Below are 24,557 nucleotides of genomic sequence, written 5' to 3'. Positions count from 1 at the left end.
CGGCGGACGTGCCACGGCGGCGCGCCAGGAAAGGCTGTCGTGATCGTCTGGCGTCGCTGGATCTTCCCCCTGCTCCTCGTCATCGTCCTCGGGGCGAGCGCTGCCGCGCTGGTGAAGATCGCGTTCTTCCCTGACCGCGTCGAGAGCATCGTGAGCCCGGAGGCGGGCATCACCGACCCGGTCATCGCGGTCGAGCGGGGCGCCGTCGTCAACGCGCTGACGTTGAACGGGAACATCGCCCGCGACGAGGTGATCGCCGTGCGCGGAGAGATCAACGGAACCGTGCTCGAGGTCCACGTCGGCGAGGGAGCGGCCGTGGTGGCCGGCCAGAAGCTGTTCACCGTTCGTCAGGACGATCCGCGCAGGGACATCGACATCGTCGCGCCCGAGGCGGGTGATGTCTCCGAGATCGCACTCGTGAAGGGCCAGACGACATCGGTCGGCACCGAGATCTACAAGCTGACGCCCTCGCGCTACCACCTCCTGGCGACTGTGGAGCCCGTGCAGCTGTATCGCCTGGTGGATGCCCCGACAGAGGCCACTGTCACCGTGACCGGCGGTCCCGCTCCGTTCAGCTGCACAGGGGTGCGGGTGCAGGTCACCGCAGAGGGGACAGCGAGCGTGCGCTGCGCGATCCCGTTCGATCAGACCGTGTTCGCCGGACTTCCCGCGACCATGGACCTCGCCCTCGGACAGGTCGAGGATGCCCTCGTCGTGCCGGTCACGGCGGTGCAGGGCGGTGCCGGGTCCGGGAACGTCTGGGTCGATGCCGGTGACGGATCGGAGCCGGAGAAGCGTGCTGTCACGCTCGGCGTCAACGACGGTGCGATGGTCGAGGTGACCGAGGGGCTCGCCGAGGGCGACAGCATCCGTCAGTTCGTCCCCGGCTTCGTGGCGCCGGTCGAGGAGTTCTGCTACGAGGTGTCCCCGGGCGTCGAACAGTGCGACAGCGGGATGAGCTGGTGACCCTCGTCGTTCTGGAGGACGTCGAGAAGAGCGTCCTCCTCCCGGATGACTCGCGCCTCGAGATCCTCCGGGGCATCAGTCTGTCCGTCGGGGCCGGGGACCACGTCTCGATCGTCGGACGCTCGGGGTCGGGCAAGTCCACCCTGTTGAACATCCTGGGGATGTTGGATGCTCCGACATCCGGCTCGGTGTCGTTCGAAGGGCGCGAGGTGCGCAGGATGCGCTCCGGCCGACTCGACCGAGTGCGCGGCGACAACGTCGGCTTCGTGTTCCAACAGTTCAACCTGCTGCCGGGCCGCACGGCGCTCGACAACGTCATGATGCCGCTCGGGCACGCGAAGGGACGCATGTTCTGGAACAGGCGTCAGATCGCGGCCGACATGCTGGAGCGGGTCGGTCTCGGCCATCGGATCGAGCAGATCGCGGATCGGCTCTCGGGTGGAGAGCAGCAGCGAGTGGCCATCGCACGTGCACTGGTGCGCAAGCCCGTGCTGATCCTCGCCGACGAGCCGACCGGTGCCCTGGACATCGACACGGGGGCGTCGGTGATGTCGCTGCTCGACGAGGTCGCGACGGAGACGGATGCGGCGCTGGTGACGATCACGCACGATCTCCACGTCGCCGCCAGGGCGCGCAGACACTACCGGCTCGACGCGGGACGACTGGAGGAAGCCGATCTGCGCCGTGCCTTCGAAGCCTCGACGTTGTCGGCGCCCGTGCCCGCGGCGCCGGAGCCCGCTGTCGCATCCCACGCCCCGGCGATCCTGCCGCCGCTGCCGACCGCGAACGGTGTGGACGCATGAGCGGCTTCCTGGGCGCGCTGTCGGATGCGTGGGCGGAGATCCGCGTCCATAAGCTCCGGGTGCTGCTGAGCCTGATCGGCATCGCGGTCTCGGTCGGTGCCCTCACCGCGGTCGTCGCGATCTCGGAGTACCAGAGGCAGTTCCAGACCGAGCAGTCCGATCGCTTCGGCGGGCGGGCGGCGACGATCGTGGTCAACGTCAACAACGACGACGGCACGCCTGTCGACTTCGATGACTTCGACGAGCGGTTCGCCCGTGTCTCGGAGCGATTCGGGTTCAGTCACACGGGGCGCATCGTCGGGAGCATGACGCAGGGCGTGCAGCTGCCCGAGGGCGTCACCGATGTCGCTGCGCGGCTGATCGACCCGCTGTACCCGCAGATCCATCGTGAGGTTCTCCTGGAAGGACGCTGGTTCGTCGATTCGGATCTCGAGGCTCTCGCTCCGCCGGTCGTGATCACGGAGGCGCTGTGGGACCGGATCGGACGGATGCCGCTCGCCCAGCATCCGACGCTGTCCCTCACCGGGGGAGCGGGAGGAACCTACCAGGTGGTCGGAGTCGTCCCGCGGCAGGGCTTCGGCGATGAGGAGCTCCGCGTCGACATGCTCTACGACGCCTACCGCGCGCGCGTCGACGCGCTCCCGGAGGGGGCGTGGCCGCAGTACGAGGTGTGGGTCGGTGCCGACCAGGCGGATGCGATCGGGCCGGTGCTCGCGATGGACCTGCGTGCGGGGCTGCCCGAGGGGCAGACCGTATCGGTGAGTCGTTCGGACTGGGCCGCGCAGCCGGGCGCGCTCGACGTGCAGGCGACGTTCGAGATGATCACCGGTGGAATCGCGGCGCTGATCCTCGCGCTGGGGGCGCTCAGCCTGATCAACATCCAGTTGGTGGCGATGCGGCAGCGCGTGCGCGAGATCGGTGTGCGTCGTGCCTTCGGCGCGACCTCGGGTCGCGTCTTCTTCTCCGTCTTCCTCGAGAGCCTGGTGGCCACGACGGTCGCGGGAGTGGTCGGGATCGCGATCGTCGTCGCGGTCCTCCGCTCCGATTGGGTGGTGACCTCGCTGTTCTACGGCATCCAGGACGTCCCGCCGTTCCCGATGCGCGCGGCACTGGTCGGCCTGGTCGCGTCGGTGATCGTGGGAGCCGTGTCCGGGTTCATCCCGGCGCTCGTGGCTCTGCGGGTGAAGGTGATCGACGCGATCCGGTTCTGATCCGGCGGACCGTCATCACGAGGGCGACCCCGGTTCAGACGCCGACGCGACGACCCGTGAGCTTCTCGGCGCGGCGGTCGGCGTTCTCGAGTGCCCGACGCTCGCGCTCGCGACGCAGCACCGTGATCCCCACCAGCACCTGCTCGGGCGGGGCCGCAGGCAGGGGGGAGACGAAGGGCGCGGCTTCGGCGAGCAGATCCCTCGCCACGCGATCACGGGCGGCCGGCACCATGCGCGACGCGCTCTGCAGGAACTGGGAGATGCGGCGCGCCAGGCGATCGGGCAGGCGTGCGACATCGGCGATCTGCGCCCACGCCTGCAGCCCTGCCGGCAGCACCGGCACGTGCGGGACCAGCTGTGGAGTGCGCACGCGCTGGCTGTAGGTGCCGGCGACCAGATCTCCGAGTCGCTGGGAGCGCGCGTTGAACGCCCCGGTGAGCACGGCGAGGCCGCCGAAGGTCATGTAGATCTCCAGCACCCCGAGCAGCGCGCGGATGAAGGCGTGGCGGAAGCCGGCCGCTCCACCGTCGACGCGCACGATGCGGCCGCCCACGGCGAGCTTGCCGAGGCTGCGCCCCTTCAAGGCGACCTCCATCGTGATCGGCAGCACGACGAAGCTGACCACGAGCGCGGCGACGGTCGCGATCCGATCGGTCGCCTCATCGAGCACTCCGGCATCGGTCAGCCAGAGGCGCAGGAAGATCCACAGGAGGAAGACGGCGAAGCCGAGCAGCATGTCGATGAGAGCGCCCAGCGCGCGCAGCAGGAACCCGACGGGCTGCACATCGATCGCGACGGCTTCTCCGGAGAGCACCTCGTCGGAGGTATCGATCGGCGTGGACATGAGTACAGTAAATCAGGTGGATGCTGATGCGCTGACGGATGCACGCCGCGCCGAGTGGCAGCGGCTGGACGAGCTCAGCCGCGCGCGGCTCGACGGCCAGGGCGTCGACGAGCTCATCGTGCGGTACCGCGCGGCGTCGGCCGATCTCGCCGAGCTGAAGACCTCCGTGGGGGATTCGCCGCAGGGAGCGTATCTGTCGACCATCCTCGTGCGCGCACGGCTGCGACTCACCGGGGCCTCCGACAACATCCTGACGCAGATCGGACGCTTCTTCGTCCTGCAGCTGCCCGCCGCCCTGTATCGACTGCGCTGGCTCACGCTCGTCATCGCGCTGGGGTTCATCGCGGTCGCGGTCGGCACGGCCGCCTGGATCGGGAACGATCCTGCCCTCATCGCGACGCTCGGGCCGCCGGACACACTCGAGCAGTATGCCGACGAGAGCTTCACGGGGTACTACACCGAGAACCCGGCTGCGGTGTTCATGGGAATGGTGTGGACCAACAACGCGTGGATCGCCATGCAGTGCGTGCTCTTCGGCGTGACCGGGATCTGGCCGATCTACATGCTCATGCAGAACGCGATGGGTCTGGGGGTGTCTGGTGCCGTGATGGTGGCCCACGACCGCGCGGACGTCATGGTGCTCTACATCCTCCCGCACGGGATGCTCGAGATGACCTGCATCTTCGTGGCCGCCGCTGCCGGACTCAAGGTCTTCTGGGCCTGGGTGGCCCCGGGGCCCCGCTCGCGCGGCGACGCATTGGCGACGGAAGGACGCGCCCTGGCGACGGTGGCGATCGGACTCGTCTTCGCGCTGTTCCTCGCAGGGCTCGTCGAAGGATTCGTGACCGGCTGGGCGCTGCCCTGGCCGGTGAAGATCGGCATCGGCGCCGCCGCCCTCGCGATCTTCCTGATCTACATGGTGGTGATCGGCGGCCGCGCCTATCGGGGCGGCGAGACCGGCGATCTGATCGAGTACGAAGCGGGAACCCCGCGACTGGTCGCCGGTTGAGGGCGGGGCGTCCGATGACGCCCTCGCGTCAGAGCCGTCCTGCGGCCTTCAGCTCCAGGTAGCGGTCCGCGATGCGTGGCGGCAGTGCCTCGGGATCGGCGGCGATCGCCTCTCCGCCGGCACGACGGACCGCATCGGCCACGATCTCCGCGTCGCGCAGCGTGCGCTCCGCTGCCGCGGCGAGGTAGACCTCTTCCCGCGACCCGCGCTGTTGCGCGAGAGCGGCCACATCATCGTCGGTGACGGATCCGACCAGCACGGTCGTCGCGCGGGACGCGTTCGGGAACGCGCCGAGGAACCCCCGTGCGGACTCCGCGGCGTCCTGAGCGGTCAGGACCACGATGAGCGAAGGGCGGGTGGTCAGCGTGCGCACGGCGGCGAACGCCCCGTGCCAGTCGGTGTCGACCAGTCGCGCATGCACGGGGGCCATCGCATCGGTCAGGGCGGGCAGAAGCGCGGTGCCGTCGACGCCGGTCACCCGGCCGCGGACGACCCGGTCGTACATGAGCAGGTGCACATGGTCGCCGGCACGGGATGCGAGAGCTGCGAGCAGCAGGGCGGCTTCGAGCGCGGCATCCACGCGCGTGCCGTCGCCGACACGGGCGGCGGCGGTGCGCCCGGTGTCGATGATGATCACGACATGCCGGTCGCGCTCCGGACGCCACGTTCTCAGCATCGTCATGCCGGCTCTGGCGGTGGCACGCCAGTCGATCGAGCGGACGTCGTCGCCGCGCACGTACTCGCGGAGGGAGTCGAATTCGGTGCCCTGCCCGCGCACCTGGATGCTGGTGTTGCCATCGAGCTCGCGCAGCCGGGCCAGCCGCGACGGGAGATGCTTGCGCGAGGAGAAGGCCGGCAGCACGCGGATGGCGCCGCGCACCGCATGACGGGCCTGGCGGCCGGCCAGGCCGAGCGGGCCGCGCGAGCGCAGCATCACGAACTCGCTCACCAGTTCGCCGCGGCGGCGGGGGAGCAACGGTATCGCGACACGGGCTCGTTCGCCCGGCGGGATGAGCAGCGTCTGCCTGGTGGGCTCTGCGCCCGCTGTCGGCTGCCACGCGTCACGGAGGATCCCGTGCAGGGTGCGCTGACCGTGATTGTGCACGGCGACGCTGACGGGCACCGGTTCGCCCAGGCGGGCACGGGCGGGAACACGACGCGACACCGTCGCGGTCCGCGGGCTCGCCGCCAGCGCGACGTCGAGGCCGGTGAGCACGGCGCAGAGCGCGACCCACCCACCCGCCACGGCGTACGGCGGATACCCTGCGAGTCCGGCGAGGACGAGCGGGATGACGCCGAGGGCGAGAGCGACGGCGAGGCGGCCGGTGACGAACACCTTAGATCGGCACCCGGGTCTGCTGCACGACCGAGGTCAGCACGGCATCGGCGGAGACGCCTTCCATCTGCGCGTCCGGTCGCAGCTGGAGCCGATGGCGCCACACGGGCACCAGCATCGTCTGCACGTGGTCGGGCGTCACGGCCGAGGAGGCGTTGAGCCAGGCCCATGCCTTCGCCGCCGCCAGCAGACCGGTCGACGCGCGGGGGCTCGCGCCGAGCTCGACGGACGGGGACTGGCGGGTCGCGCGGGCGAGATCGACGACGTAGCCGAGCACGTCGTCGGTGACCTCCACGCGCCCCGCGGCCTCCTGCGCCGCGCGGATCTCCTCGGCACTGACGACGGCCTCGACGCCGGTCAGCTCTCGGGGAGAGAAGCCCTCGGCGTGACGGCGGAGCACGGACACCTCCGCATCGCGCTCCGGCATACCGACGACGAGCTTCATCAGGAAGCGGTCGAGCTGGGCCTCCGGGAGCGAGTAGGTGCCCTCGTGCTCGATCGGGTTCTGCGTCGCCGCGACCAGGAAGGGGTCGGGAAGCGTGCGGCTCACACCGTCCGCCGACACCTGGCGCTCCTCCATGGCCTCCAGCAGCGCCGCCTGGGTCTTCGGAGGTGTGCGGTTGATCTCGTCCGCGAGCAGGATGTGCGTGAAGACGGGACCGGCGCGGAAGTCGAACTCGCCGGTGCGCGCGTCGTAGACGAGCGACCCGGTCACATCTCCGGGCATGAGGTCGGGGGTGAACTGCACGCGCTTGGTGTCGAGTCCCAGCGCGCGGGCGAAGGAGCGCACGACCAGCGTCTTCGCGACGCCGGGCACGCCCTCCAGGAGCACATGGCCCCGGGCCAGCAGCGACACCAGCAGTCCGGTGACGGTGCCGGCCTGGCCGACGACGGCCTTGTCGACCTCGGTGCGCACGCGATGCATCGCCTGGCGCAATGCGGCGTCGTCGGCGGGAATGTTCTCAGCGGTCACGTGATGCCCTCGGCTTCCGTCGGGATGGGTGGGTGCGGCGTCGGATGATGTCATCCGTCGTCCCTGGTCGTGTGGGTGGTGGCGTCGACGGCGGTCTCGAGCTCGGCGAGTCGTCGCGCGAGGTCGATCAGCGCGGCGTCGTCGGTGGGGAGAGGACCGGTGAGCAGCACCTGGAGCGTTCCGCGCGGGATGCGCAGGCGATCCGATGCCGCGTCAGCGACCTCGTCCGACGGCGCGTGCGCGGCCAGTCCGAGCCGACGCGCGAGTCGGCGCTGGGCTCCGTCGCGGAGGGCCTCCGCGGCGTGTGCCGAATCGGCCGCCTTCGCCGTCAGCCGTGCGCGCCCATGCATCGTCTCCGAGGCTCGCACGGTGACGGGGAGGGTCTCGGAGACGAGCGGGCCGAAGCGCTGACCTCGCCAGATCGCGGCGGCGACGCCGGCGAGGAGCAGCAGCAGGATCACCGGCGTGAGCCAGTCGGGCGTGAGCGAGCCGAGGGTGTCCTCCGACTGCCCCTCGATGTCGGAGTCCGCGAACGTCGGGACGTACCAGACGACCCGATCGGTCTGAGCGAGGAGGGCGAGCGCCAGGGCCGCGTTGCCGTCCTCGGCGAGATAGGCGTTGCTGAAGAGCTTCGAGCCCTCCACCACGACGTGGCGCGTGTTCGTCCGATCGTCCACGAGCACCGCGGCACCGGTGGTCTCTCCGAAACAGGCCGCGACGCCGTCCGCAGGGGTGAAGAGCCGGTCGGGCCGGATGGCGCCGACACGGGCGAACTCCGGGACCTCGCACTCCGCCGCGACGGCGGGTGAGGTTCCCGGGGCATCCTCGCCGATGCGCAGCAGGCTGAGCAGTCGGCTTCCGGTCGACAGGAACACCACCCGGTCAGCGGGCTCCATGAGCGCGGTCAGACCGTCGTCGCTGAGAGTGTACGGATTCGCCATCACCAGCGTCGTGTCATCGTCGATCGCCGCGCGGGCCTCCGCTCGCGAACGAGTCACGATCACATCGACGCCCTGATCGCGCAGGATCTCCGCCAGCGCGAGAGCTCCGGCATCGTTGCGTCCCTCGGGGTCCAGGCCTCCGTGCCTGCCGGGTGCGCTCGCACTCACACGCAGGGCGATGAAGGCGACGCCGATGACCAGTGCGGCGACGATCAGCCAGCCGATCAACGTGCGCCAGCGCGGGGGACGGCGTACGGCGGTGGACGGCGCGACGGTCTGGTCTGCGGCGAGGGTCATGCGAGCACCGCCTCGGGTCGGCGTGCGCGCAATCGGTCATCCGTGTCGGCCAGTTCGCGGTAGCTCTCGGCGGTCGCGGGATGCCGCAGATACCGGACGTCGTCGAACGACACCGCCGCACGCCGCATCGCCGCGCTCTCGTCGGCGAACACCGTGCTCGCCGCGCGGGCGATGGCCTGCGCCGTCGCTCCGGGAGCCGGGTCGATCAGGTCGCGTTCGAGCAGTCCGCGTGCGAGAGCGCGGAACCGCAGGATCGTCGCGGTGTCCCAGTCGCCGTCGCGTGCGCTGCGGTCGGCATCCGAGCGCAGTTGCGCGGCGCTCCGATCGTCAGCGGCGCCCAGGAGATCGCCGCGCGCGGCGCGGATGCTTCTGGCACTGCGCGGTCTGCCCCAGATGATGAGGGCGACGATCAGCGCCGCGACGATGATCACGCTGACGACGATGAGTGCGGCAGGACCGACGTTCGCACCGTTGTCCGAGGTGAACAGGTCGCGGAGGAAGCGTCCGATGTCGCGGGCGAGGAGGTCGAACCAGGTCGGCTTCGCGTCGGCGTAGCGGGGATTCGAGAGTTCCTCCTCGGCCCGGCGCCGCGCCTCGTCGCCGTCGGGGACGTAGACGTCGAAGGATCGGATCATGCCGAACCGTCACCGTCGCCACCGGGAGCCGTCCAGCTGCCGTCGGTCGGAGGAGCCCACGGGCTCTCGCTCGGCGCCGGGGATGTGGCCGGGGGCCGGACGGGTGCGGACGCGATCGGCGGCGGGGGCGGTGCGAAAGCGGGAGGAGCCGCCGCCGGCGAGGCCGACGTCAGCGGGGGAGCGGGCTGGCCGGAGTACGGCTGCCCCGGGTACGGCTGGCCGGAGTACGGCTGCCCGGGGTGCGGCTGCCCCGCATACGGCGGTGCGGATGGAGCCGGCTGGACCTGGCCGGGATAGGCGGCGGCCCCGTATTGCGGCGCCGTCGCATAGCCGGTCGACATCATCACGTGCTCGGGGACCTGTCGCGGCGGTGGCAGGTGCGAAACGGCCCTGCTCGGGTCGACGACGTAGGGGTCTCCGAGCTGCTCGTCGGTCCACCCGAGATCGCGCCGCTCCACATGGGAGATGAGCGTCTGGTCCAGACCCTCATATCTCATCCGGCAGTCGAGGTAGACCAGCGCGGAGCCGGTGCTCTGCACGACGAGTGTGATCGCCTGGAGGACGAGGAGGAGGATCTGGGGTGCGATCAATGTGAACACGTAGCCGACGATCGCACTGGGCTCCGCGGCGCCCGTCGGCGCGACGACCGATCCGAGCAGAGAGCTGAGCAGGGTGACGGGCACGCTCACGACCTGCATGGCGAGACCCATGATCGCGCTGATCAGGAATGTCACACCCCAGGCGACCCAGAACCGGCCGCGGGTCAGACGCCACGAACGCACGAGCGCCTCGCGGAAACGCGCGCCCTCGAGCACCACGACTGAGGGGACGAGGAGGAGCTTGGTCGACAGCCACACTACGAGCGGGACGCAGGCGAGCGCGATCAGGATCACGACGACCACCAGCACACCGATGAGTTCGGCACTCCCGCCGAGGCCGCCGGCGATGAACGCGCCGATGATCACTGCGACGACCGCGATGAGCCCGAACACGGCGATCACCGACAACGACGAGAAGCCGGCGAGGCGCCAGAAGGCGGGTGTCATCTTCTTCCACAGCATCCGCAGCGTCGCCTTCACGCCGATCGCCGCGTAGCCGATGTCCGCGGCGACGACGCCCTGCATGATCGCGGTGAAGGCGATCGAGGCGAGACCGACCACGAGGCCGGCCACGATGTTGATCGCGATGGTTCCCGCCAGTACCGCGTCGAAGTCGGGCGAGCCGACCGGGACCGTCTCCAACCGGGCGAAGCTGGTGAACAGGACGACGCCCATGACCCCCGCCGTCGCCAGCACGACGATCAGCTGGATGACGACCGCGAAGCCGAACAGCACCTTCGGGTTGTGTCGGAGGGCTGCGAAGGCCTTGCCCAGCAGCATTCCGAATGTCAACGGATGAAGGGGGATGATGCCCTTCTTCGGGGCAGGGGTCCACATCTGACCGCTCACAGGCATTCCCTCCGTCGTGCGCTCCCATCGTGTCATATCCCCTCGCCTGGTGCGCAGACCTGGGGACCCCGGGACTGGGTGCCATAAGGTAACAGTTATGACCTCACGCATTCTTGTGGTCGACGACGACACCGCGCTCGCCGAGATGATCGGCATCGTGCTGCGCACGGAGGGTTTCGAACCGGTGTTCTGCGCCGACGGAGCACGTGCCGTCGACGAGTGGCGCGCGCAGCGCCCTGACCTCGTTCTGCTCGACCTCATGCTTCCGGGGATGGACGGCATCGAGATCTGCACCCGTATCCGCGCGGAGTCCGGCGTCCCCATCCTCATGCTCACGGCCAGAAGCGACACCGCCGACGTGGTGCGCGGTCTGGAGGTCGGAGCCGACGACTACATGGTCAAGCCCTTCAATCCGAAGGAGCTGGTCGCGCGGATCCGCACCCGGTTGCGCCCCACCCCTCAGGCCACGATCGAGCAGCTCCGGGTGGGTGACCTGACCGTCGACGTCGATGCGCACGAGGTGCGCAGGGGAACCGCGCCGATCGCGCTCACCCCGCTCGAGTTCCAGCTGCTCGTCGCGCTCGCGTCGAAGCCGCAGCAGGTCTTCTCCCGGGAGATGCTGTTGGAGCAGGTGTGGGGCTATCACTACAAGGCAGACACCCGCCTCGTGAACGTGCATGTGCAGCGGCTCCGCGCCAAGGTGGAGCTCGACCCGGACAATCCGAAGATCGTGATGACGGTGCGGGGCGTCGGCTACCGGGCCGGGAGCGTCGGCTAGACGACGATGGCCGTGACGACGACGACCACCACGGCGGTCGCCGTTCTGCGCGACTGGCGCAGTTGGCCGACGGTCCTCTCGGCGCTCTGGCGTCGTTCGCTGCGGTTCCGCACCCTGACCATCACGCTGCTCGCGACGTCGTTGGCGATCTTCATCACCTGCGTGACGATGGCCCTGGTGATCCAGAACGACCTGTTCGTGTCGCGCAAGAACGTCGTGCTCGAAGATGCCAGGCGGGCCATCGATGATGCGCAGAGCAAGCTCGACGTCGCCGAGGTCGGCGATGATCCTGCCGCCTTGCAAGACCTCTGGCGGAGCATCACGGAAGGGCTGGCCCGTAATTCGAGTGCTGAGCAGCTCGCGGGATTCCGCGTAGACAAGGGCCCGAACGCCCGCGGAGTCAACGGATTCACTCTCGGCGGCCTCACCGCGAATCAGCTGAGCGACGGGCTGCGAAACAGGGTGACCGAATTCGACTACCTCCAGGCGTGGCAGTCGATCGCGCTGACGAGCGACGGGGGGAGGGAGGTCCCGGGCATCGTCGTCGGGCAGCAGCTGCAGGTGCCGCAGGCCGGACGTTTCGAGATCTACCTCGCATATGGCCTCGATGACGCCGACCAGACCCTCGTCTTCGTGCAGCGCACACTGTGGATCGCCGGCATCGGCCTGGTGGCGATCGTGGCGGCGATCTCGTGGATCGTGCTGAGAACCGTGTCGACGCCGATCATCCAGGCGGCCGAGACGAGCGCCCGACTGGCCTCGGGCGACCTGGGGGTGCGGCTGGAAGTGCACGGAGAGGACGAGCTGGCCACGCTCGGCAGATCCTTCAACGCCATGGCCGACAGCATCGAGGCCCAGATCAAGGAGCTCGGCGAGCTGTCGATGGTGCAGCAGCGATTCGTCTCCGATGTCTCCCACGAGCTGCGCACACCGCTGACGACCATCCGGCTCGCCGCAGACATGCTGAACGACCAGCGGGAGGAATTCGATCCGACCACCGCTCGCACGGCGGAGCTGTTGTACACCCAGGTGCAGCGATTCGACATCCTGCTCTCGGACCTGCTCGAGATCAGCCGTTACGACGCGGGGTCCGTGCAGCTGGAGCTGGAGGCGACGAGTCTCGCCCATGTCGCAGAGGACGTCATCGAACAGATGCGTCCGCTCGCCGAGGGGCGCGGCACCGAGCTGCGGCTGGTCGCGCCCGGCGGTTACTCGCCGGTCGACATGGATCCGCGACGCGTGCGCAGGGTGCTGCGCAATCTGATCGGCAACGCGATCGAGCACGGCGAGGGCCGACCGATCGTCATCACGGTCGACAGCAACCAGCACGCCGTGGCCGCGGGCGTGCGCGATTTCGGCATGGGGATGGAGCCGGGCGACGCGGAGCGCGTGTTCGACAGATTCTGGCGCGCGGACCCGTCGCGGCAGCGCACGATCGGCGGAACCGGACTGGGGCTGTCGATCGCTCTCGGCGACGCGACGCTGCACGGCGGGACGCTCGGAGTCTGGTCCAAGCTCGGCGACGGGACCAACTTCGTGCTCACGCTGCCGCGTCACGGCACCGTGTTGGAGGGGGCGAGCCCGATCTCGCTCGAACCGCAGGAACCGCTGGCCGAGGTCGGAGATGCCACGCAGCCCATCTCCCTCGCCGACCTCGCCAGAGAGCTTCTCGACCGGGAGGATGAATCATGACCCGTCGTCGGGAGAAGCGGGTGCTGAGGGCCATCGCCCTGGCGATGGCGGCGCTGTTGCTCCCCGCATGCGCCGGGCTGCCGATGAGCGGCGACGTGAACGTCGGACTCGAGCTGGGCGAGGCGCCGGAGGACAACGACATCCTGTTCATCGCCTCGGGGCCGGCGCCGGGCGCGAGTCCGCAGGAGATCGTCGAGGGCTTCCTGGAGGCGGCGATCACGCCCGCGGAGAACTGGAGCATCGCGCGCACGTTCCTCACTCCGGAGCTGCAGCCGACCTGGCGACCAGGGGTGGGGGTGTCGATCGACGCCGCGGTCGGATCCCGGACCATCACCTCGACCATCCCCGACGGCGATTCCGAGGATTCGACGGACTCCGAGGACGAGACGACGGGCGATGTGACGGTGCAGTTCGACCTCGTCGCGAACGTCGACGAGTTCGGTGCCTACTCGGAGTCCGTCGGCGCGTCCACCGTGACGTTCACCGTGAAGCGCCTCGATGACGGGGAATGGCGCATCGCGAAAGCGCCGGATGGCATCGTGATCGACGAATCGCGGTTCTCCCTGGTGTTCGACGGCTATCCGCTGCAGTACTTCGATCAGGATTGGTCGCATCTCGTGCCGGACGTGCGCTGGTTCCCGCGTCGCACCAGCATCGCCACGACGGTCACGCAGGCCCTCATCAGCGGTGCCCCCAGCCCGTGGCTGGAGCAGTCGGTGCAATCGGCCTTCCCCGCCGACGTGCAGCTCGCGGAGGATGCGGTGCCCATCGGTCCCGCACAGGTGGCTGAGGTCGCGCTGACCGGTCCGGCCACCCGCCTGAACCAGACCACGCTGGCCCGGATGCGCACGCAGCTCCAGGAGACGTTCGAAGCCTCTGGGGTGCACGTCTCACAGGTGCAATTCACCCTGGACGGCCGTCCGCTCAACGCGGGCATCGTGAAGCTGACCGAGGATCCCATCGACTCCAGTCCGCTCGTCCTGACCGATGATGCGTTCGGCGCGATCGTCGGCGACCAGATAGCACCGATCCCGGGAATCAGCGAGGAGATCCTCGGGCTCTCGCAGGAGATCACCGCCATCGACGTCGCCGCCGACTCCTCGCGTGCAGCAGTGCAGCTCGCAGACGGGCGGATCTACCTCGCCGGGAACGGCCGGATGGACGAGCTCGACATCCCGGCCAGGAGTGTGCCGCCGTCCATCGACCCGTTCGGATACACGTGGACCGTGCCGTCCGCCGACCCGACCGCCGTGCAGGCGTGGGGGAGCGATGTGACTCCCAACGCCGTCGCCAAAGCCTGGCCCAATGCATCGGCGATCTCGGCGATACGGGTCTCGTCAGACGGTTCGCGTATCGCGGCGGTCGTGACGGTGGGCGGTCAGCATTGGGTTGTCGTCGCAGCGATCGTCAGGGAGGACGGCGTGCCGATCGAACTCGGTCCCGTCAAACAGCTGACGAGGATCGATGGTGCGGCCGATGACCTGGTGTGGCTGGGGTCCACGCGCCTGGGGGTGCTGATCCCCGGTGAGGGAGCGCCGCTGCTCACCCAGATGGTCGGCGGGCCCGGGACGGCCGAGTCGGCACCGGCGGACGCCGTCGCGCTGGCAGGCTCCAGCGCGATCACCGGGGTGCGTGTGCTGGACGCGGAGTCGACCCTCTTCGCCCATGCCGGATCGGCGTGGCGCGAGATCGCCTCGGGCGTCCGCGTGCTGGCGACGCGCGCCGGGGAGTGACCTGCGGCGATCACTCCACCTGCACCGCTGGAACGGGTGACCGGTTGTCCTCGATGAGCGGTCACCCCTGTCCCTGTTCCCTCGTCCGGCCACGATGATCGGGGTATGCGTTCCCTCGCGACCTACGGACCGATGTTGCGGAGCATCGGCGCTGAGACGGCTGCCCTCCTGCTCTCCGCGTCGTGTGCGGGCTGCGACGAGCCGGGGGAGCTGTTGTGCGGCCAGTGCCGCGCTCAGCTCCTGCCGCGTCCGGTCGACATCCGCACCCCACGGGGTCTCGCCGTGCGCGCGGCTCTTTCCTTCGAGGGAGTGGCAGCACGGTGCATCCGCAGGCTCAAGGGCGAGGGCGAGTCGTCGCTCGCCCGCCCGCTCGGCGGCGCGCTGGGCACGGTGCTCGCCGCGGTCTCTCCTCCCGATGCGCTGGTCGTCGCGGTGCCCACCAGTCCTGCCGCGTTCCGCCGGCGCGGATATCGCGTGCCTGAGCTGCTCGTCCACCGCGCAGGCGCCACCCCGCACCGTCTGCTCGCCATCGCCGCGCGACGCTCCGATCAACGGGGCCTCGATGCCCGTTCCCGCCGCGACAACGTGCGCGGCAGCATGCACGCGACTCGTCGGGGTCGAGGGGAACGGATCGTCCTCTTCGACGACGTCATCACGACGGGATCGACCCTCGATGAAGCAGCGGGCACCCTCACGGACGCCGGATTCGACGTGCTCTCCGCCGTCGCGCTCGCCGCCACGCCGCGTCACCGAAAACTCATCGAGGACTCATCGACGACACGGAGGAAATGACCCGTGACATCCGTCCGCGGGCGGACTACGGTTAGGGGTCACAAGGCGACCACGGTCCGCCCTTGGCCGGGAGGACCGGGACAAGGAGGCAGCAATGGAAACGAGCATCGTTGGCGTCGGGGTGGGTATCACTGACCGATTCCGCACCGTTGTCGAAGAGAAGATCGCCAAGATCCAGACGTTCGCCGGACGAGCGCAACGCCTGGATGTGAAAGTCACGCACCGCGTGTATCGCAACGGCCATGTTCCGGATGAGACCGTCGAGCTCACCCTCGTCGGCAAGGGACCGGTGGTGCGAGCGGAGGCGACGGACGGCGATAAGTTCGTCGCTCTCGACCTGGCGGTCGACAAGATGTCGGAGCAACTGCGACGCGCCAAGGAGAAGCGAGTCGACGGTCGACAGCACCCGCGTGGTGCGCATTTCGAGAAGGGCAGTGGCGCCCTGGAGGGAATCGACGTGCAGCCGGCATCGGTGGAGGTCCTCCACGCTGTCGCGACGGGCAACGTCCCTGTGCAGAACACCGAGGACGAGGTCTACTCGCCGGTCGTCATCCGCACCAAGAGCTTCGAGGCGGAATGGATGACCGTCGAGGAGGCGGTCGACCGTATGGAGCTCGTCGGACACGACTTCTTCCTGTTCGTCGACGTCCGCAGCGATCACCCGAGCGTCGTGTACCGGCGCAAGGGCTGGGACTACGGCGTGATCGCGTTGAGCACCCAGGCGCCGCCGGCGGAAGCCCTCGCATCCTGAGCTGAGACCTGAGAACGAGACAGCGGCCCGGTTCCGAGGGGAACCGGGCCGCTGTGATGTCCGGGCGTCAGTCGAAGATGCCGTCGAGCAGGCTGCCGATCACGAGACCGCCGAGGATGCCGGACGCGATGTCGCCGCCGCCTCCGCCGCGTCGTCCGCCGCCGCCCCAGCCGCCTCCGCCGCCCCAGCCGTCGTCCTGGGGGCGCGAGGAGTCGATGTCGCGTTGGGCCAGCTGGAGGGCCTCCGAGGCGAGGTGAGCGACACGGCGGGCAGCGGCGAGTGCCGCCTCGCGGGTCTCCTCGGCCGGGAGCATGTCGGTCAGGTCGATGCGCAGCCGTTCGGCCTCCGCGAGGCGCGTGCGCGCATCCGCGCCGATCCACCCGCGGTGGCCGGCGATCAGACCGCGTGCGACCCCCAGCTGCCGGTCCGCGTCATCGATCGCGTGCTGCACCTGCTGCACGGACGGCAGAGGGTTGGCGGCGCGATGCTTGGCCGTCGCGATCGCATCGTCGAGAGCGGTGTTGGCATCGCGGAGCTGCGAGAGCTCGGCGAACGGGTCGTTCCGCGCGCCGGATGGGGCGAGCGCCGCCAGCGCGGACTGCAGGGCGGACACGGCCGACGTGACAGCAGGCACCTGCGGGGCGGTGCGCGCCGCGATCAGGTCGCCACGGGAGTCGGCCACGACCTCGGCGAGGGTCGACTCCGCGCGCAGCGCCTCGATCTCGAAGTCCTCGACCGCATCGAGGAGCGCGGAGGCGCGTCGCGTGGCTTCCGTGGCTGTCTCCAGCGCGACGTTCGCCTCTTCGTTCTGCTTCGCCGCCCGCCGGCGCTCCGACACGGAGGCGCCGTGAACGGCGAAGGCGATGAGCTGCTCGGCTTCCTCCGCGCTCGCTGCGATCTGCGTCATCGCGGAATCCGCGTACCGGCTGGAGAGGCGCTCGACCGCCGCTTTGGTCTGGGGGATCCGCGCGCTGAGCGATTCGGCCTCCGCGCGCACCTGCGCGATGATCTCGGGCGCGCGGCGCACCTTCGCGACAGATGCGGCCAGCACGTCCGTCTTCTCATCCAGAAGATCCTGCGCCCAATCGCACAGCTGGATGATGCGCGCGTTGCGCGTGCGCAGCTCTTCAGGCGTGTCGGGGATCTCGTCGTGGTTCAGCTGGTGCATCTGGAACGCCTCACGCAGGTGCGTGCGCACGGCGGCGAGGGCCTTGCGCAGATCCGCGGTCAGCGATTCGCCGAGCTCGGCCTCGGCGAACGAGAGCTCATCCGACGTGGTCCGGATGCGCTCGTCCGCTGCGACCAGTGCCTGCTCCGCGCGCCGCGCGAGATCGGCGTCCTGAGCGGCGAGTGCTTCCTGTTCGCGCTTGCGTCTGCCCCAAATTCCAGCCATGTGCTGATCCTACTTTCCGAGAGTGCCGCGATGGCTGAGCATCCGCTCCAGGCGAACGCCGGAGATGCGCATCACGCCGCGCCGACGCGCGTCGGTCGGCCCCGCTTCGGGCGCTCCGTCGCGAGCGCGAGGGAGACGGCGGTTCCCGGATGCTGCGACAGCCGCTGCTCGACGTGATCGAGCCATCGGGTCTCGGCCTCCGCTGCATAGAGCATCGAGTCCATCACCAGCGACCAGGCGAGCTCTTCCGGCCCGCCCGCCCTCTCGCCGCTGTAACTGGTCTGCTGCAGGGAACGCAGCTGCGCGAGGGATGCGGCGCGCTGCGTGCGGATGACCGCGGTGACGTCGACTCCGGGGAGTGTCGCGGCGACGGCGAGCTTGACGGCGAGTTCATCTCGCGACGTGGTGCTGCGCACGACCGGAGAGGCCAGCCAGCGGGCGACCTCGAGGGAGCCGCCCTCCGTGATCTGCCAGTACACGTGCCCCCGCTCGTCGGCCTCACCGCGGCGGACGAGGCCGTCCCGTTCGAGGCGTTCGAGCGTGTTGTAGATCTGCCCCACGTTGAGCGACGATGTCGCTCCCGTCCGTCGGTCGTATTCGTGCTTCAGCTGATAGCCGTAGCAGGGGCCCTGATCCAGGATGGCGAGCAGGCTCTGGCGCACGGACATGATGAACTCCCGTCGAGACGAATGCGATACCGAGTATATGCATACTCGAAATGCATCCAGCGGTGGTCGGAGAGGCTGCGTGCAGGCGACGTGCAGGTCACGGGCCGGTAACATGACAACATATGCCTGGCGATCGTCTGCACGTCCGCCGGCTTTCGACCCACCAACAGGGAGATGACATCCGTGGCCAATCCTCTTGAGAAGCTGCTGCGCGCCGGTGAGGGACGGATCATCCGTCGCTTGAACCAGGTGGTCAAGGCCGTGGGAGCGCTGGAAGAGGACATCTCCAAGCTCACCGACGACGAGCTTCGCAACGAGACCACAGAGTTGCGCGCCCGGTTCGAGAAGGGGGAGTCGCTCGATCAGCTGATGCCGGAGGCCTTCGCCGCCGTCCGCGAGGCGGCCAAGCGCACGCTCGGCATGCGCGCATACGACGTGCAGATCATGGGCGGCGCCGCGCTCCACCTCGGGAACATCGCCGAGATGAAGACCGGTGAGGGTAAGACGCTCGTGGCGACCTTCCCCGCCTACCTGAATGCGATCGCCGGCAAGGGCGTCCATGTCATCACGGTCAACGACTTCCTCGCCAGCTACCAGGCAGAGCTCATGGGCCGCGTGTTCCGTGCGCTGGGCATGACGACCGGCATCATCGTCTCGGGCCAGACCCCGGCGGTGCGCCGTGAGCAGTATGCCGCCGACATCACGTACGGCACGAACAACGAGTTCGGCTTCGACTACCTGCGCGACAACATGGCGTGGCGCAAGGAAGACCTCGTGCAGCGCGAGCACTTCTTCGCGATCGTGGACGAGGTCGACTCGATCCTCATCGACGAGGCGCGCACGCCGCTGATCATCTCCGGCCCGTCGTCGGGCGAGGCCAACCGCTGGTTCGCGGAGTTCGCGAAGATCGCCCGGACGCTCGAGGCCGGTGAGGACTACGAGGTCGACGAGAAGAAGCGCACCGTCGGCGTCCTCGAGCCCGGCATCGAGAAGGTCGAGGACTATCTCGGCATCGACAACCTCTACGAGTCCGCGAACACCCCGCTGATCTCGTTCCTGAACAACTCGATCAAGGCGCTCGCCCTGTTCAAGAAGGACACCGACTACGTCGTGATGAACGACGAGGTCATGATCGTCGACGAGCACACCGGACGCATCCTGGTCGGACGTCGATACAACGAGGGCATCCACCAGGCCATCGAGGCCAAGGAAGGCGTGCCGGTCAAGGCGGAGAACCAGACGCTGGCGACGGTCACGCTCCAGAACTACTTCCGTCTCTACGACAAGCTCGCCGGCATGACGGGTACTGCCGAGACCGAGGCCGCCGAGTTCATGTCGACCTACAAGCTCGGCGTGATCCCGATCCCGACGAACAAGCCGATGATCCGCAAGGACCAGTCCGACCTCGTCTACAAGAACGAGACCGCCAAGTTCGCCCAGGTGGTCGAGGACATCGTCGAGCGTCACGCCGCCGGCCAGCCGGTGCTGGTCGGAACCGTCAGTGTCGAGAAGAGCGAGTACCTCTCGCGTCTTCTCGCGAAGAAGGGCGTCAAGCACGAGGTCCTCAACGCGAAGAACCACGCACGTGAAGCGGAGATCGTCGCCAGGGCCGGACGCCTCGGCGCCGTCACCGTGGCTACCAACATGGCCGGTCGAGGCACCGACATCATGCTCGGTGGGAACGCGGAGTTCCTGGCCGTTCAGGACCTCAAGGCCAAGGGACTCGACCCGGTCGAGACGCCGGAGGAGTACGAGGTCGCCTGGGACGAGACCTACGAAGCCATGAAGGCCGCCGTCGCCGGTGAGGCCGAGAAGGTCATCGAGGCCGGTGGACTCTACGTCCTCGGCACCGAGCGCCACGAGTCGCGTCGCATCGACAACCAGCTCCGAGGACGCTCCGGCCGTCAGGGCGACCCCGGTGAGAGCCGCTTCTACCTGAGCCTCACCGACGACCTCATGCGACTGTTCCAGTCCGGTGCCGCTGAGGCGATCCTGTCGCGCACGAACTTCCCCGACGACGTGCCGATCGAGTCCGGGCTCGTCTCGCGGGCCATCCGCAGTGCGCAGTCGCAGGTCGAGTCGCGCAACGCGGAGATGCGCAAGAACGTGCTCAAGTACGACGACGTGCTCAACCGTCAGCGCGAGGCGATCTACACCGACCGGCGCCACATCCTGCACGGCGACGACATCGCAGACCGCGTCCAGCACTTCATCGAAGACGCGATCACGGGTGTCGTGAACGATCACACAGGCGAAGGCCACAACGAGAGCTGGGACTTCGACGCCCTGTGGACGGAGCTGAAGACGCTCTACCCCGTGGGTGTCACGATCGACGAGGTCGTCGCCGAGGCCGGTGGGCGCAAGGGCGGCATCTCTGCCGACGGACTCACGCGTGAGCTCCTCTCGGACGCGAAGATCGCGTATGAGAAGCGCGAGGAGTCGCTCGGAGACGCTGCGACCCGCGAACTCGAGCGTCGCGTGGTCCTCCAGGTGCTGGACCGCCGCTGGCGCGACCACTTGTACGAGATGGACTATCTCAAGGACGGCATCGGCCTGCGGGCGATGGCGCAGCGCGATCCGCTGATCGAGTATCAGCGCGAAGGCTACGCGATGTTCCAGTCGATGATGGGGCAGATCAAGGAGGAGTCGGTCGGCTACCTCTACAACCTCGAGGTCGAGGTGCGTCGCGCCGGCGATGCCGAGACCGCGGAGGTCGAGGCAAAGGGTCTGGCCACCGACGGAGGCGATCAGCGCCTCGAGTACTCGGCACCCAACGACGCAGGCGAGGTCGAGGTACGCAACGACCGCGGCCAGGTGCAGCAGGCAGCGACCGATCGCCTGCGCCAGGCCGCGGTGGCACGCGACGCCGCAGAACCGGCCGCCGAGCCGGAGCAGACGGCGCGCGGCGCGTTCGGTCAGCGGACGGACGCGCCGGCACAGCCGGCCGCCGGCAATCGCGAGCAGCGTCGCGCTCAGGGCAAGAAGAAGAAGTAGCAGCACCGGAGAGAAGGGGCCGATCCTGAAGGATCGGCCCCTTCTTCCTGCCCCGGTACACGGACGGGTGCGTTCTCGAGTCACAAGAGTCACCATGGTCACCGACCGGCGCCACGGATCTGACCGATCTCGATGAGGAGACGATCAGCGCGGCAACGGTGCACGAGGGCCCCTCGCGACGGTTGTAGGCTTGCTCGATGACACCATCGCGCACCTTCGACCAGTCGTCGAAGCTCAAGAACGTCCTGTACGAGATTCGCGGAAACGCCCTCGTCGAGGCGGCGCGTCTGGAAGCGGAGGGTCACAAGATCCTCAAACTGAACACCGGGAACCCCGCGATCTTCGGCTTCGATGCGCCCCAGCAGATCGTCCACGACATGCTGGCCGCGCTGCCGACGGCGCACGGCTACAGCGACAGCAAGGGCATCGTCTCCGCACGCCGCGCGGTGGTCAGCCGCTACGAGGAGATCGAGGATTTCCCGCGCTTCGGACCAGACGACGTCTACCTCGGCAACGGCGTGTCCGAGCTCATCACGATGACCATGCAGGCGCTCCTCGACGAGGGCGACGAGGTCCTCATCCCGGCACCGGACTACCCGCTGTGGACCGCGATGACGAGCCTCGCCGGTGGTACGCCCGTGCACTACCTCTGCGACGAGGAAGATGCATGGCAGCCCGACCTCGAGGACATCCGCTCGAAGATCACGCCGCGCACCAAGGCGCTTGTCATCATCAACCCCAACAACCCGACGGGAGTGGTCTACTCGCGGGAGGTCCTCGAAGGGCTGGTGCAGATCGCGCGGGAGCACCAGCTGCTCCTGCTCTCGGACGAGATCTACGATCGCATCCTCTTCGACGGGGCCGTGCACATTCCGACCGCGACCCTGGCTCCCGACCTGCTCTGCCTGACGTTCAACGGCCTGTCCAAGACATATCGTGTCGCCGGCTATCGTTCCGGCTGGCTCGTGATCACCGGGCCTCAGACGCACGCCAAGGGGTTCATCGAGGGGATCACCCTGCTGGCTTCGACGAGACTGTGCCCCAACGTACCCTCGCAGCACGCAGTGCAGGCCGCGCTGTCGGGCGTGCAGTCGATCGACGCCCTCATCGCTCCCACGGGGCGTCTGCACGAGCAGCGGGACATCGCCTGGGAGGGGCTGGAGCGGATTCCCGGAGTGTCGTGCGTCAAGCCGGAGGGGGCGCTCTACGCCTTCCCGCGACTCGATCCCGAGGTTCATGAGATCCGCGACGACGCGAAGCTGGTCTACGATCTGCTGGTCTCCGAGCACATGCTGTTGGTGCAGGGCACGGGGTTCAACTGGCCCACGCCCGATCATCTCCGCCTCGTCACGCTCCCTGAGCCGCGCGTGCTGAGCGAAGCCGTCGAGCGCCTCGGGAACTTCCTCGCGAGCTACCGTCAGTAGCCCCCGGCGCCGGGGGCGGCTCCATGGACGCGGCCAATCCGCGGATGGACGCCACCAGCGCCGATCGTGGAGTGACGTCCGACATCGGTCGTGCATGGAGCAGAGCGGCATCGGCCGCGCGCTGATCGAATGGCAGGAAGGTGACGTCTGTGATGCCCGCGAACCGCTCGAGCGTGCGGCGGATCTGACCGCGCGCATCGATACCGAGTGGCCCGGACCGTACGCGGTTGATCGCGACACGGGTGGGAGTCGGTCCGGCGAGACGGCGCAGCTCGGCGTGGTCGCGGAGGAAACGGCTGATGCCGACCGGGTCGGCTGCGGCGACCGCGATGATCTCATCCGCCTCGCGCAGCGAAGCCGCCGTCGCTGCATGACGGCGGGGACCGGCCATATCGTAGGTGGCCTCATCGTCCGCGTCGAACGCGGCGCCGACGTCGACGACGGTCTCCTCCGCCCAGAGCCGACAGGCCTGCAGCGCGGCCGTCAGCCGCGCAGCCGACAGCTCGGGCCACCGCGTCGGCCGGTTGATCCCCGGAAGCACATCGATATCGCCACCGCTGGTCTCGACAGTGCTCGCCAGCCGCGTGAGCTCTCCCGCGTCGAGTCCGCCGAGTTCGGCCCGCCGGCAGGCTGCCGCGATCCCGGGGGCGTCGTCGCCGATCCCCAGCAGAAGCGCAAGCGACGGGGCGACCGTGTCGGCGTCGACGAGTGCTGTCCGGCGCCCGGAGCGCGCGATCTCGACGGCCAGCTGCACGGCGACGAACGAGCGCCCGGGCGCACCATGCGGTCCCCACACCGCGATCACCCGAGGCGCGCGGTGCGCCGCTGCCGGACGCGGTGATGCCGGCAGATCCTGGAGCAGCGACGCGGCGACCTCCCACCCGCGCGCCTCGGCCGGAAGGGCCGCCCCGATCCCGAGGCGGCCGAGCGCGCGGCTGTCCGTCTCGCCGAGGGCCAGGATGCGGACGCCGGCGCGATCGCAGGCGGAGATCAGGTCGGGGGTGAGGACCGAGCGCGCCGCGGGAACCACGAGCGCCTCGATGTCAGGGAGCCGAGGACGGATGCCCTCGAACACCGGCGCGGCGATGGCGACCACCGTGACCCCCTCCAGCTCCAGCTCGGAGGCCAGCTCCCGCGCACGCGGCTCGGCGATCGCGAGCAGGACCCGCGTCACGAGCTCGATCCCACCGGCACCACGGAGAGCGCGGAGCCGCCGGTGACCGCGGCGAGCACATCCGCGACATCCGCGCGGTCGATCACCACCTCGACGGCGACGCCCGACTCCGCGAGCATGCCGTCCGGCTCCCGCACATCACGCACGACGACGTCTGCGACCAGGATGCGGGGCACGTCGAAGGTGCGCCCGTCGTCTCGTGGCGGCGCGTACCAGAGCTCCACGACGGCCCCCGCGGCCACCTCGTCGGGGACCGCCGTTGCGCTCTCGACGACGATCGTGGTGGTGCGGCTGTCATCGGCGTCGCCGACGGCCGAGACCGGAATCAGCTCGCCCTCGGCCACAGTCCGTGCCGCGACTCGTCCCGGGGTCAGCTCCTGCGGCGACAGGTAGTCCTCGGTGAGGGTGCCGAGGCCGACCTCGACCACCTGGAAGTCCCCCGACACCAGTGCTTCACCCTGCGTGATCGTCCGCGTCGCCTGGAGCGCGGGAGCGGTGTGGTCGGAGGACGACACGATGAGCCAGACGCCGGTGATGGACAGCGCGATCAGGGCGATGCCGACGAGGAATCGGACATCTCCCCAGAAGGCGCGCCGAGGACGGGAGGGAATGGTCATGGCGAACATCGTCACAGAGATCGGGTTCGAGGCGGTCGAGTTATCCACAGGAGCATCGGGGATCGGGGCTGGGTCGGC

The 24,557-nt window shown here is 69.0% G+C and carries 21 protein-coding genes; 11 read left to right on the top strand and 10 right to left on the bottom strand.

Annotated elements, in window-relative coordinates:
- Positions 1–39 precede the first annotated feature (39 nt).
- Genes ACIOVG_RS00885 through ACIOVG_RS00875 form a run of 3 tightly spaced genes read left to right on the top strand, consistent with a single transcriptional unit; the run spans position 40 to position 2,980 of the window.
- A complete protein-coding gene (locus ACIOVG_RS00885) occupies positions 40–966 on the top strand; it encodes an efflux RND transporter periplasmic adaptor subunit (RefSeq protein WP_400868133.1) in 927 nt (308 codons plus the stop codon).
- Complete coding sequence (locus ACIOVG_RS00880) at positions 963–1,769, top strand: ABC transporter ATP-binding protein (protein ID WP_400868131.1); 807 nt, start codon at positions 963–965, stop codon at positions 1,767–1,769. The genes ACIOVG_RS00885 and ACIOVG_RS00880 overlap by 4 nt, the downstream gene beginning before the upstream one ends.
- Positions 1,766–2,980, top strand: a complete 1,215-nt coding sequence (locus ACIOVG_RS00875) for an ABC transporter permease (RefSeq protein ID WP_400868129.1) — start codon at positions 1,766–1,768, stop codon at positions 2,978–2,980. Before ACIOVG_RS00880 ends, ACIOVG_RS00875 begins: the two co-directional genes overlap by 4 nt.
- Positions 2,981–3,014: 34 nt before the next feature.
- On the opposite strand, the gene ACIOVG_RS00870 is transcribed toward ACIOVG_RS00875, so the two are convergent.
- Positions 3,015–3,824, bottom strand: a complete 810-nt coding sequence (locus ACIOVG_RS00870) for an RDD family protein (protein ID WP_400868127.1) — start codon at positions 3,822–3,824, stop codon at positions 3,015–3,017.
- Between the two features lie 16 nt (positions 3,825–3,840).
- Here ACIOVG_RS00870 and ACIOVG_RS00865 point away from each other — a divergent pair, with 16 nt between their 5' ends.
- On the top strand, positions 3,841–4,833 hold the full coding sequence (locus ACIOVG_RS00865) for a stage II sporulation protein M (protein WP_400868125.1): 993 nt from the start codon (positions 3,841–3,843) through the stop codon (positions 4,831–4,833).
- 28 nt (positions 4,834–4,861) lie between these two features.
- Here ACIOVG_RS00865 and ACIOVG_RS00860 read toward each other — a convergent pair whose 3' ends face one another.
- The 5 genes from ACIOVG_RS00860 to ACIOVG_RS00840 all read right to left on the bottom strand — a co-directional run bounded on the left by ACIOVG_RS00860 (position 4,862) and on the right by ACIOVG_RS00840 (position 10,463).
- Complete coding sequence (locus ACIOVG_RS00860; protein ID WP_400868123.1) at positions 4,862–6,169, bottom strand: DUF58 domain-containing protein; 1,308 nt, start codon at positions 6,167–6,169, stop codon at positions 4,862–4,864.
- Position 6,170: 1 nt separating this feature from the next.
- Positions 6,171–7,094, bottom strand: a complete 924-nt coding sequence (locus tag ACIOVG_RS00855; RefSeq protein WP_400872627.1) for an AAA family ATPase — start codon at positions 7,092–7,094, stop codon at positions 6,171–6,173.
- 98 nt (positions 7,095–7,192) lie between these two features.
- Complete coding sequence (locus ACIOVG_RS00850) at positions 7,193–8,380, bottom strand: DUF4350 domain-containing protein (RefSeq protein ID WP_400868121.1); 1,188 nt, start codon at positions 8,378–8,380, stop codon at positions 7,193–7,195.
- Positions 8,377–9,015 (bottom strand): DUF4129 domain-containing protein, encoded by a 639-nt coding sequence (locus ACIOVG_RS00845; protein WP_400868119.1) that lies wholly within the window; start codon positions 9,013–9,015, stop codon positions 8,377–8,379. The genes ACIOVG_RS00850 and ACIOVG_RS00845 overlap by 4 nt, the downstream gene beginning before the upstream one ends.
- On the bottom strand, positions 9,012–10,463 hold the full coding sequence (locus ACIOVG_RS00840; RefSeq protein ID WP_400868117.1) for a glycerophosphoryl diester phosphodiesterase membrane domain-containing protein: 1,452 nt from the start codon (positions 10,461–10,463) through the stop codon (positions 9,012–9,014). Before ACIOVG_RS00840 ends, ACIOVG_RS00845 begins: the two co-directional genes overlap by 4 nt.
- Positions 10,464–10,560: 97 nt before the next feature.
- Here ACIOVG_RS00840 and mtrA point away from each other — a divergent pair, with 97 nt between their 5' ends.
- The 5 genes from mtrA (at position 10,561) to hpf (ending at position 16,209) form a co-directional block, all read left to right on the top strand.
- Positions 10,561–11,241 carry an MtrAB system response regulator MtrA gene (gene mtrA, locus ACIOVG_RS00835; RefSeq protein WP_141872467.1) on the top strand — a complete coding sequence of 227 codons (681 nt, stop codon included), beginning with the start codon at positions 10,561–10,563 and terminating at the stop codon, positions 11,239–11,241.
- Positions 11,242–11,247: 6 nt separating this feature from the next.
- Positions 11,248–12,933 carry an MtrAB system histidine kinase MtrB gene (gene mtrB / locus ACIOVG_RS00830; protein ID WP_400868114.1) on the top strand — a complete coding sequence of 562 codons (1,686 nt, stop codon included), beginning with the start codon at positions 11,248–11,250 and terminating at the stop codon, positions 12,931–12,933.
- A complete protein-coding gene (locus tag ACIOVG_RS00825; protein ID WP_400868112.1) occupies positions 12,930–14,666 on the top strand; it encodes a GerMN domain-containing protein in 1,737 nt (578 codons plus the stop codon). The genes mtrB and ACIOVG_RS00825 overlap by 4 nt, the downstream gene beginning before the upstream one ends.
- Positions 14,667–14,771: 105 nt before the next feature.
- Positions 14,772–15,458, top strand: a complete 687-nt coding sequence (locus ACIOVG_RS00820) for a ComF family protein (protein WP_400868110.1) — start codon at positions 14,772–14,774, stop codon at positions 15,456–15,458.
- A gap of 94 nt (positions 15,459–15,552) precedes the next feature.
- Positions 15,553–16,209, top strand: coding sequence for a ribosome hibernation-promoting factor, HPF/YfiA family (gene hpf / locus ACIOVG_RS00815; protein WP_400868108.1), 657 nt, complete (start codon positions 15,553–15,555; stop codon positions 16,207–16,209).
- Positions 16,210–16,276: 67 nt separating this feature from the next.
- Here hpf and ACIOVG_RS00810 read toward each other — a convergent pair whose 3' ends face one another.
- The gene (locus ACIOVG_RS00810) at positions 16,277–17,602 is read right to left on the bottom strand and encodes a hypothetical protein (protein ID WP_400868107.1); all 1,326 of its coding nucleotides are present in this window, start codon (positions 17,600–17,602) and stop codon (positions 16,277–16,279) included.
- A 71-nt stretch (positions 17,603–17,673) separates the two neighbouring features.
- Positions 17,674–18,270 (bottom strand): PadR family transcriptional regulator, encoded by a 597-nt coding sequence (locus ACIOVG_RS00805; RefSeq protein WP_400868105.1) that lies wholly within the window; start codon positions 18,268–18,270, stop codon positions 17,674–17,676.
- Between the two features lie 183 nt (positions 18,271–18,453).
- On the opposite strand from ACIOVG_RS00805, the gene secA reads away from it, so the two are divergent.
- Positions 18,454–21,264: a preprotein translocase subunit SecA gene (gene secA, locus ACIOVG_RS00800; RefSeq protein ID WP_400868103.1), complete on the top strand. Its 2,811-nt coding sequence runs from the start codon at positions 18,454–18,456 to the stop codon at positions 21,262–21,264.
- 197 nt (positions 21,265–21,461) lie between these two features.
- Positions 21,462–22,688: a pyridoxal phosphate-dependent aminotransferase gene (locus tag ACIOVG_RS00795; RefSeq protein WP_400868101.1), complete on the top strand. Its 1,227-nt coding sequence runs from the start codon at positions 21,462–21,464 to the stop codon at positions 22,686–22,688.
- On the opposite strand, the gene ACIOVG_RS00790 is transcribed toward ACIOVG_RS00795, so the two are convergent.
- Together ACIOVG_RS00790 and ACIOVG_RS00785 are read right to left on the bottom strand one after the other, a co-directional pair.
- On the bottom strand, positions 22,612–23,862 hold the full coding sequence (locus ACIOVG_RS00790; protein WP_400868099.1) for a CpaE family protein: 1,251 nt from the start codon (positions 23,860–23,862) through the stop codon (positions 22,612–22,614). The genes ACIOVG_RS00795 and ACIOVG_RS00790 overlap by 77 nt on opposite strands.
- Positions 23,859–24,479 (bottom strand): SAF domain-containing protein, encoded by a 621-nt coding sequence (locus ACIOVG_RS00785; RefSeq protein ID WP_400868097.1) that lies wholly within the window; start codon positions 24,477–24,479, stop codon positions 23,859–23,861. The genes ACIOVG_RS00790 and ACIOVG_RS00785 overlap by 4 nt, the downstream gene beginning before the upstream one ends.
- Positions 24,480–24,557 lie beyond the last annotated feature (78 nt).

The organism is Microbacterium sp. NPDC087591 (assembly GCF_044743625.1).
Classification (GTDB): domain Bacteria; phylum Actinomycetota; class Actinomycetes; order Actinomycetales; family Microbacteriaceae; genus Microbacterium.
This window is presented reverse-complemented; position numbering and strand designations above follow the sequence as displayed.

Bases quoted from the DNA above. Each gene is read 5' to 3' on its own strand.
- ACIOVG_RS00875 (WP_400868129.1), top strand. From the start codon at position 1,766: ATGAGCGGCTTCCTGGGCGCGCTGTCGGATGCGTGGGCGGAGATCCGC.
- ACIOVG_RS00870 (WP_400868127.1), bottom strand. From the start codon at position 3,824: ATGTCCACGCCGATCGATACCTCCGACGAGGTGCTCTCCGGAGAAGCC.
- ACIOVG_RS00855 (WP_400872627.1), bottom strand. From the start codon at position 7,094: ATGCATCGCGTGCGCACCGAGGTCGACAAGGCCGTCGTCGGCCAGGCC.
- ACIOVG_RS00850 (WP_400868121.1), bottom strand. From the start codon at position 8,380: ATGACCCTCGCCGCAGACCAGACCGTCGCGCCGTCCACCGCCGTACGC.
- ACIOVG_RS00845 (WP_400868119.1), bottom strand. From the start codon at position 9,015: ATGATCCGATCCTTCGACGTCTACGTCCCCGACGGCGACGAGGCGCGG.
- mtrA (WP_141872467.1), top strand. From the start codon at position 10,561: ATGACCTCACGCATTCTTGTGGTCGACGACGACACCGCGCTCGCCGAG.
- mtrB (WP_400868114.1), top strand. From the start codon at position 11,248: ATGGCCGTGACGACGACGACCACCACGGCGGTCGCCGTTCTGCGCGAC.
- ACIOVG_RS00825 (WP_400868112.1), top strand. From the start codon at position 12,930: ATGACCCGTCGTCGGGAGAAGCGGGTGCTGAGGGCCATCGCCCTGGCG.
- ACIOVG_RS00820 (WP_400868110.1), top strand. From the start codon at position 14,772: ATGCGTTCCCTCGCGACCTACGGACCGATGTTGCGGAGCATCGGCGCT.
- hpf (WP_400868108.1), top strand. From the start codon at position 15,553: ATGGAAACGAGCATCGTTGGCGTCGGGGTGGGTATCACTGACCGATTC.
- ACIOVG_RS00810 (WP_400868107.1), bottom strand. From the start codon at position 17,602: ATGGCTGGAATTTGGGGCAGACGCAAGCGCGAACAGGAAGCACTCGCC.
- ACIOVG_RS00805 (WP_400868105.1), bottom strand. From the start codon at position 18,270: ATGTCCGTGCGCCAGAGCCTGCTCGCCATCCTGGATCAGGGCCCCTGC.
- ACIOVG_RS00795 (WP_400868101.1), top strand. From the start codon at position 21,462: ATGACACCATCGCGCACCTTCGACCAGTCGTCGAAGCTCAAGAACGTC.
- ACIOVG_RS00785 (WP_400868097.1), bottom strand. From the start codon at position 24,479: ATGACCATTCCCTCCCGTCCTCGGCGCGCCTTCTGGGGAGATGTCCGA.